Raw genomic sequence first — 8,168 nt, forward strand, 5'->3', positions numbered from 1 at the left:
ATTATATAAAAAAATTTATAGTAAAAAACAGCCCATTCCAAAAATGGACTGCTTTGGATTTAAATAAAACATATTTTTATATTAAATGTACTTTTTATTTCTTCACAAATACAAAAATGTATACTACCCAAATTGATCGCCCTTCATTTTTTAAATTAAAATACTTCTTTATAAATTAAAACACAATGATTAGTTTTAATAAAAAATGATAGTTAGACAACCTCTATTCTTATTTTTTCAAATGAAATTTAAAAATCATTTTTATATTTCATTTGAAAAATGATTAAATTTTATATTCTTTTATAGATAAAATAACACCTACATTAACCTATAGCAGTTTTGCTTCCTTCCCTTTCCCGTCTCTTTTAATACGTATGATTTTACTACGAGTTCTGTTAATGAATCCGTTAATGTTTTATATGATAAATTAGATAGTGCTAGTAGATCATTTGTATATAAAATTCTATGTTTTTCTAATAGTAATAATACTAATCGTTCAGATGGCTTTAATGTTTCATCACTTTCTAGTATAAAATCTACATCTTTCATAGGTATCTCCTTATTTTTAAAATTACAATTATCCATTATTAATACGAAAATATTATATAATAAATCTGTTGTTATTTCAAAATAGCATATTACCTATACTACTAGGGATAGGGATATAAGATATCCTTTTAGTAAAAAATAATCTCTCTCCTTTATAACATCCTTTTGGAAATTTTATGTTAAAATGCATTTCCTTTTTTCAGCACAAAAAAGCCTCCGAATGTGGAGGCTGCTTTCTATTTTACAATTGGTAATGTTAATTCACTTAATTTCACCGTAAGTTTCGTCCCTGCTTTTGGACGAATCGTATAGTCATAGTCACTTGCAATTAATACGATTCCGATTTGATGGCCGGCTTGGAATACATAATCATCCGGCTGCATGTCCCATGTAAATGTGTAATCTTTCCCTGGTATAATTGGCGTTGACTTTTCTTTTCCATTCAAGTTTTGCGGATCCATCCATCCTCTAGTCACAATTTCTGGTTTCGCACCGCCATAATCAACAAGTAATGCGGTTAAATTTGAAACTGGACGATCAATACTTCCCTTAAATGAAATTTTTGGTGTACCACTTATTCTCATTTCTTTTTCAAGCTTAGGCATTACATACACTAACCGATTTGGTGATTCTAATTCTGGATTTGCTATCAATTGATTCGACTTTATTTTTGCATCATCTAACAATGAAGATACTTGTTGTGTTGCACCCATTCGAAGTGGTAAATCTACTGCTTTATTACTTAAAAGCATACGTATTTTAGACGGAGCTGACGCAGGATCTGGCCAATTTTTTAATTTTTGCCACGTTTTATTTTCTCGTTGTACATCTACCATCGGTTCGTTCATAATTCCATTTTCAATTCCATATAACCAATAATCAAACCATTTATTTTGTGTTTGCTGCCAGTTATTACTTGATGTTCCACTATGTCCCCCTTGATGTAACCACATTTTGCGAGGAATATTATTTTCTCCAAGAGCATCCCACCACTGTGAAAACTGTTTTGTCTTTACGTTCCAGTCATTTAGTCCATGTACAACAAATACACTTGCTTTTACATTTTTTGCGTCTTTCACGTAGTTACGCTTGTCCCAGAAATCATTGTAATCTCCCGTTTTCCGGTCTTGTCCATCCGTAAGTTCTTTTACAATTTTCTGACAAGATTCAGGATTTTTTCTCGTTAATACTGCTTCAGCCATATTATCTGTATCTTCACCTTGATAACCACCTGGTGCAACAACTGCTCCGTTTGCCCGGTAATAATCATACCAACTACTAATTGCCGCAATTGGAATAATTGTTTTTAATCCTTCAACTCCTGTTGTGGCAACCGCATTTGGTAATGTCCCATTATAAGAAACACCTGTCATACCGACATTTCCTGTAGACCAATCCGCCTGTATTTCCTTACCATCTTCTGTGAATGCTTTTGCTCTTCCATTTACCCAATCAATAACAGATTTTGTACCAAGAATTTCTTGTTCGTCACCAGTTGTTGGGCAACCATCTGATTTTCCAGTTCCGATGCTTTCTCCTAAAATAACGGCATATCCACGAGGAACATAGTAATTTCCATATGAACCGAGATTAGCTGGTCCTGCATAAGGTTTGCCTCCAGCAGGATGTAATTCTTCATCTACATTATAAACTGGTACATCCTTTATCCCTGAACGGTAAGGACTCATTTCATAAATAACAGGAACTTTCACACCCGGTTCTGTTTTCGGTCGCATTACCTTTATCGATACACGATCCTTTTTCCCATCTCGGTCACTATCAATCTCAGTTTCTACAAATAAATTTTCTACAATCGCCTCATCAATTGAATAAATAGGCTTCGTCATTCCATTTTCCAACTCTATCTTTGTCGACTGAGCTAATGTTTCTGGCACTTTACCATTTAACGGTATCGAAGAAAATGTTATCGAACTTTCTTCGCTCTTTTCTGCATGTACTGTAATACTAGAGATACTTGATGTAAGTGTTAAAGAAAACATTGCTGAGAGTGCGACTGCTAGCTTCTTTTTCTTCAAATTTCTTCCCCCTTTATATTTTTCTATCACTTCTTTCACTATACAACAAAATAACAGAAAATTCAGTTTTCAAATAGGTGAAAACTTGAGAAATTTGTAATATTTTCCCCCTCTTATATACATCATAAGATTTTTCTAATCCAACGTTGTATTTCGTATTGTTATCTGTCCAATCTTCTCCTAAATTCCCAGGCCACCCTGATGTATTAGCCACATATTTTAAAAGCGCTAACTCTGTTAATCCTTTGTTTACTCCTCTCTTATAAGCACTCACCATATGCGAGATTGCTATTGTTGCATTCGTTTTCGTATCCAGTAAATCCTCTTCTGATAGTTGCTCAGGTGCTAATCCACCCCGATGTAACTGAAATAATCCAAAAGATGTTCCTTCATCTCCAACAGCTGTTCGATTAAATTTTGTTTCATGATCGGCAATTGCAAGTGGAATCCATTCCGGTATACCATACTGCTTTGAGACTTCACTAATTACTAATTTATTATTTTCAATTTCTTTTTGTTTTTCATACTTCATATAAGCTGCATAACATAAAAGAGTCAACGTGCAAATTACTACTATATATTTTAATAATTGTTTCATATATTCATCCCCTATATTGTATATGTTTAATCCTGTATACCCCTACTATAAAATGTTCATGTGACAACTATTTGACAGAATGAAATTAAAAAATAAAAGACCGATTTTTGTTAACATACTATTATTCAAAGAGGATACTATATTCCATATAGGAGCATAAGTCCAAACGACGATGAACTGGTAAATATACTGGCAGTACTCATACACAGTTAAGATAATAGTTTATATATTTTTCTGTTAAGTGAAATTTGATTTTCTGCTACTTATGTGTACCGACACATGTCCATCAAGCTAATATTTTGAAATGTCCCCAAAGCGAAAAATTTATTGTTTTACAGTTATTTATGAGAGTTCAACTCATGTTTTTCGTTTTTTGGGGCAATCCATTTCTAAAGTTGATGGATATGTGACGAGAACTTAAAATGTATTTATTCATATTCACAGATGACGTCCTTTTAGTTGGATTCTTACGCTGAAGAAGCAAGACATTGTTGTTCTTTGCGCATTAATTTGATTTTTTATGGAAAGATATACTAGTAAGTATACGATTTGAACGTTCTATTTTTTAGAGTATAACAGGAGGAGAATGAATATGTCGGAAATTGAAGTAGGCGAAATTTTTACCCTTAGCGATGAGAGTAATGAGGAGCAGGAAGTTGAAGTACTCGGAAAGATGAATGTCGAAGGAGCAGAATACATTGCTGTTGGCTTTGTAGAAGACATTCAGACGGAAACAGAGGAAGACATTGATATCTTCTTTTTAAAAGTAGAAGAAGATGGTGAATTCTCATACATTGAGAGTGACGAGGAATTTGAAAAAGTATCTGCCGCGTTTGAGAAAATTATGGACGAGCAAGAATAATATTGGTTGGACACAAGAGGGGGATGCATATCTGCCCTCTGTTTTTGTATATAGGGGATACCGCTCCATTGCCATCAAACCTAGTACCGTGAAGTATCCCCAAAACGAATTTAGTTATTTATTAGAACCAAAATCATTTTTTTGTTTTTGGGAACAACCCTTTCTTCAGATGATGGGCATGTGGCGATGCCTCATATAAAGTAATTTTTATAAAGTGAAACTTTAATCAGTGGGGGTTTTCTTCATCCCCACTGATTATTAGCCCTCACCAATCGGGCTTTTACGGGCAGTTTATCTCCTACCTAACTTCTTTGCTCCCGCCGAATTTTGAGGTGGGAGTATTACTGCGGGATAAAATAGGATAAACTATACTATCAAATTATATAAAAGAAAACTGAAGTGCTTTTATGAAAAAGATATGCTGGATATTATGTTTTTGTTGCTTCATAACATTTTTGAATGCTAAAATTCCTGTAAGTTACGCTAAAGAAGGACAGGTATTCACATATACAGTAAATCAACAAGAATTATTAAAATTTTTAAATTCAAGTCCAAATGAATATAATAATGCAATGAAGCAAGGAATAACTCTAGCGGAGTTTGCATCTAAAAAAGGCATAGATGAGGCAAAGTTAATCCATTATTTTGCAATAGAACAAAAAAAACAATTAGATATTGCACTAAATAATGGGGAAATAGATCCTCAGATGTATCAAGATCTCTTACCTGATATCCATCATAGTATTTATAGAACTATTCATTATAATCCTAATTCTAAATAGACGTTTCCTTCTTGAAAATCAGCTAAAAAAGGATAAAGGATAGAAGAAATTAGTAAGATTGAATAAGTACGCACTTATTCAACTAAACCGTCCTTTCATACAATAAGAAAAAACAAAAAGCTCTCACAAATGAGTCATATCTAATTTGTGAGAACTTTTTATTTTTAGCATTTAGGTCTTGCTAACACAAAGTAAACTCTTTTCTATATACATATAAAATTGTATTTCATTTTTTATAATGAAGACACCGTACTCAAAATCATGTCGTTCTAAAATACTCTTTACAATGGCTAATCCTAATCCAGTCCCTGATACTTCTTTACTACGTGAAGCTTCTAATACATAAAATGGTTCCCAAATTTTTTCGATATCTGTACTTACTTCAGGATCAATTCCATTTTGAATACTAAAATATACACAATCATTTCTTTCTTCCAATACAATCTTGATACTTTGATTTTCTGTATATTTGATTGCATTTGAAATTAAATTATGAAATACCATTTTCATTTTATCCAAATCTGCATAAATACTAGCCTCTCTCGCGTGACAATCCATTTGTAAATGTATACCTTTGGCTTGGAATTCAATTTCATGTTTATCAATTACACTTTGAATAAGTGATACTACCTGAAATTCTTCTTTCTGCAGTAAGTCTCTTTCAATTTTAGAAAAACGAAGCAGTTCCTCTATTAAATTTGACATTTGATCCGTTTGTTTAATAATTGTATCTAAATATGATCCATCATCTAGTCCATCTTGAATCCCCATTGAATATGCCTTAACTAATGCAATTGGTGTTTTTAGTTCATGAGTAATATCTCCCATAAACTGCTTCAAATGTTCATTTCTATCTGTTAAATCTTGATGAGCTTCATGTAACTTATTACTCATAATATTAATGCTACTAGCTAATTCACCAATTTCATCGTTTGTTTTTACCTGCGATTGCTTAAACTTAAGGTTAGAAATATCTTCTGCGACATCGCTTAATTCTTTTAATGGAGTTGTAATTGTTTTGGATAGTACCCAGACTAGTACAACGACAAGTAATATTGAAAATCCTAAAATATATAAATAAAATGTGTTAAGCACCTCTATCAATTCGTTTGAATGTGCAATCGAAACTCCTACTAAAATTAACATATCATTTTTAGCGATATATTTTGCAAAAAAGCTCGCTTTTAGCTTCTCTTGATCATATAATTTATTCGATTGCCCAGAACGCTTTACTTTCATTACCTCTTCTTTTGTAATCCAAAGTTTGTTCAATGTCACCCTCTTATGGGCAAGCTGCGAACGTAATGCGTCATTCATTTCATCTTCTGTTCCTTTTATAGAAGTGTAAACAATTGTTACATTGTTTTCATTCTCAATTCGATTCATCACATCTACTAATATTTCATCAGATGCAGATTGTATTTGAGTCGTAATTTTATTTATGCATTCTCTTGTCTTGTATATATTATATTTCGGCAAAAAATAATTTATTAATAATAACGAAATTGTAAAAATAAGAATAATCGTTAAGGAAATACTTAGAAACAGTTTTTTACCAAGCTTATTCACGTGTGTCCTCCAAACTATACCCTAAACCACGGTGCGTTTTAATAACATCCTCACCAATTTTTTTTCGCAATCGTCTAACATGTGTATCAACTGTCCGTTCATCTCCGAAATAATCAAATCCCCATACAATATCTAAAAGCTTTTTTCGTGTTAAAATTGTTCCTTTATGATTTAAAAAACATTTGATTAATTCTAACTCTGTTTTTGTAATTTCTAATTCTTTATCATTTCTATATACTTTATTTTTTAGTAAATCAATTTTTAAATTTTGAACTTGTATGACTTCATCTTGATTTAAAAGTTTTTTAGCACGTGTAAGTAAAATCCCTGGATGAAATGGCTTTTTCACATATTCATCCGCCCCGCTTTGCAAGGCCGCAAGTTCATCTTCATTTTCACTTTTAGCAGTAAGCATCAATACTTTCATGCTCGAGTTCTTTTTGATTTCCTGACATACAGTAATTCCATTCCTTTTTGGCATCATCCAGTCTAAAATAGCTAAATCAATTTTTTCTTCATAAAATATTTCAAGAGCTTCTTCTCCATCCTTTGCTAGGAGAACTTGGAATCCTTCTTTCTCGAAATAAGCTTGTAAAATTTTCAGCATATCTTGCTCATCATCTGCGATTAATACTCTCACTCGTGCCTTCCTCCATTAACGATCTATATATCATAAATTGTAATCATTTCCATAACAAAGTAAAATACATTTCCTATTTTACTTTGTTATGGTACAACATTTTTGTTACATGAATGTGACAAAAAAATATTTGTAGGATTTGAGGGAATAATAAATATGAGGTGTTGTTCCATGTTTAAAAAAATAGGATTCATTTTTCTGTTTTCATTTTTATTATCAGCAAATGTTTTCGCAGAAACAAATAAACAAATTGAAGTTTTTGACTGTCAAAAAGAGATGGTTGTGCAAAAACAATCCCTAGACATAGAAATTCAAAAAGAGGCAATACAACTTGCAAAATCCATTACTGGAGCATTTAAAAACCTAAACGTTGTCCCTAAAACTGGCCATATGATAAAAATCCCTTTATCTAAACCGGTTACCATTACAAATCAATGGATTCATACAACGATAGATGAAGTTCTTGTACTCCTTCCGCTTAACGAAAAACCTTATATCATGATTTATGATGATGAAAATAATCCGCATTTTTATTATGTACAAGGTCATCCTGAACATTTATTGAAGCATTTAAAAGTAAAATTATAATTATTTATAAAAAAGATTCCATAAGATTGTGCCGTATGGAATCTTTTTCTTTATAATCTTAAATAATGAGTCGATCCTTGATATCCTTCACTTTTCATAAATCCATTTGAAATATAAAATTGACTACCTTGTTTTGTGTCTGTATACAGAACAACAATTTGAAAATGCTCTTTTGCATCAGATAAGATTTTCTTTAATAATAAATTTCCTATTCCTTTCCTTCGATATGCTTTTGAAATATAAAACCTTCTTAAGCGTCCAATTGTTTCAGTTTTCGTATACAGATCTTGATTTATTCCACCAATTCCGATAAGAACTTCACCCTGAAAAACGCCATACAAGCACTCCCCCTTCTTATTAAATGTATTTGTTTTATTTCTGTATTCATTCACTAACTTTATAAGAAAGTTAAATCCTTCTTTTTTACTTTCTTCCATAAGATGAGTGATACCAACTTGTGATAGGCTTTCAATTTGTCTCACTTGAAAATTCCACATCTCCACCACCTACCAATAATATGTAATACTTCAAAAAGGACTTTCCA

Annotated in this window: 8 protein-coding genes and 1 pseudogene; 3 read left to right on the plus strand and 6 right to left on the minus strand. The window is 31.9% G+C overall.

All coding sequences use genetic code 11. From position 1 onward, the window contains the following. Positions 1 to 318: 318 nt before the first annotated feature. The 3 genes and pseudogenes from HRG09_RS06615 to HRG09_RS06625 form a co-directional block, all read right to left on the minus strand. On the minus strand, positions 319 to 549 hold the full coding sequence (locus HRG09_RS06615; RefSeq protein ID WP_033676126.1) for a hypothetical protein: 231 nt from the start codon (positions 547 to 549) through the stop codon (positions 319 to 321). A gap of 236 nt (positions 550 to 785) precedes the next feature. Further along, complete coding sequence (locus HRG09_RS06620) at positions 786 to 2,585, minus strand: Xaa-Pro dipeptidyl-peptidase (RefSeq protein ID WP_174099968.1); 1,800 nt, start codon at positions 2,583 to 2,585, stop codon at positions 786 to 788. Positions 2,586 to 2,694: 109 nt separating this feature from the next. Beyond that, positions 2,695 to 3,183, minus strand: a pseudogene (locus tag HRG09_RS06625) (transglycosylase SLT domain-containing protein); the annotation flags it as partial. A gap of 586 nt (positions 3,184 to 3,769) precedes the next feature. Here HRG09_RS06625 and HRG09_RS06630 point away from each other — a divergent pair. Then, positions 3,770 to 4,045, plus strand: coding sequence for a DUF1292 domain-containing protein (locus HRG09_RS06630; RefSeq protein WP_174099969.1), 276 nt, complete (start codon positions 3,770 to 3,772; stop codon positions 4,043 to 4,045). Positions 4,046 to 4,452: 407 nt separating this feature from the next. After that, positions 4,453 to 4,827, plus strand: a complete 375-nt coding sequence (locus HRG09_RS06635) for a hypothetical protein (RefSeq protein ID WP_174099970.1) — start codon at positions 4,453 to 4,455, stop codon at positions 4,825 to 4,827. 171 nt (positions 4,828 to 4,998) lie between these two features. Here the strand turns inward: HRG09_RS06635 and HRG09_RS06640 are convergent, their stop codons facing one another. Continuing rightward, positions 4,999 to 6,396 carry a sensor histidine kinase gene (locus HRG09_RS06640; protein ID WP_174099971.1) on the minus strand — a complete coding sequence of 466 codons (1,398 nt, stop codon included), beginning with the start codon at positions 6,394 to 6,396 and terminating at the stop codon, positions 4,999 to 5,001. Beyond that, positions 6,389 to 7,036, minus strand: coding sequence for a response regulator transcription factor (locus tag HRG09_RS06645; RefSeq protein ID WP_174099972.1), 648 nt, complete (start codon positions 7,034 to 7,036; stop codon positions 6,389 to 6,391). Before HRG09_RS06645 ends, HRG09_RS06640 begins: the two co-directional genes overlap by 8 nt. Positions 7,037 to 7,207: 171 nt before the next feature. Between HRG09_RS06645 and HRG09_RS06650 the strand changes: the two genes are divergently transcribed. Further along, the gene (locus tag HRG09_RS06650; protein WP_174099973.1) at positions 7,208 to 7,624 is read left to right on the plus strand and encodes a hypothetical protein; all 417 of its coding nucleotides are present in this window, start codon (positions 7,208 to 7,210) and stop codon (positions 7,622 to 7,624) included. A 50-nt stretch (positions 7,625 to 7,674) separates the two neighbouring features. Here HRG09_RS06650 and HRG09_RS06655 read toward each other — a convergent pair whose 3' ends face one another. Continuing rightward, complete coding sequence (locus HRG09_RS06655) at positions 7,675 to 8,121, minus strand: GNAT family N-acetyltransferase (protein WP_174099974.1); 447 nt, start codon at positions 8,119 to 8,121, stop codon at positions 7,675 to 7,677. Between the last annotated feature and the right edge of the window lie 47 nt (positions 8,122 to 8,168).

It is taken from the genome of Bacillus sp. Xin1 (assembly GCF_013314535.1).
GTDB lineage: Bacteria > Bacillota > Bacilli > Bacillales > Bacillaceae_G > Bacillus_A.

Excerpts from the sequence above, each read along its gene's own strand:
- HRG09_RS06635 (WP_174099970.1), top strand. The coding sequence starts at position 4,453 with ATGAAAAAGATATGCTGGATATTATGTTTTTGTTGCTTCATAACATTT.
- HRG09_RS06615 (WP_033676126.1), bottom strand. The coding sequence starts at position 549 with ATGAAAGATGTAGATTTTATACTAGAAAGTGATGAAACATTAAAGCCA.
- HRG09_RS06650 (WP_174099973.1), top strand. The coding sequence starts at position 7,208 with ATGTTTAAAAAAATAGGATTCATTTTTCTGTTTTCATTTTTATTATCA.
- HRG09_RS06655 (WP_174099974.1), bottom strand. The coding sequence starts at position 8,121 with ATGTGGAATTTTCAAGTGAGACAAATTGAAAGCCTATCACAAGTTGGT.
- HRG09_RS06630 (WP_174099969.1), top strand. The coding sequence starts at position 3,770 with ATGAATATGTCGGAAATTGAAGTAGGCGAAATTTTTACCCTTAGCGAT.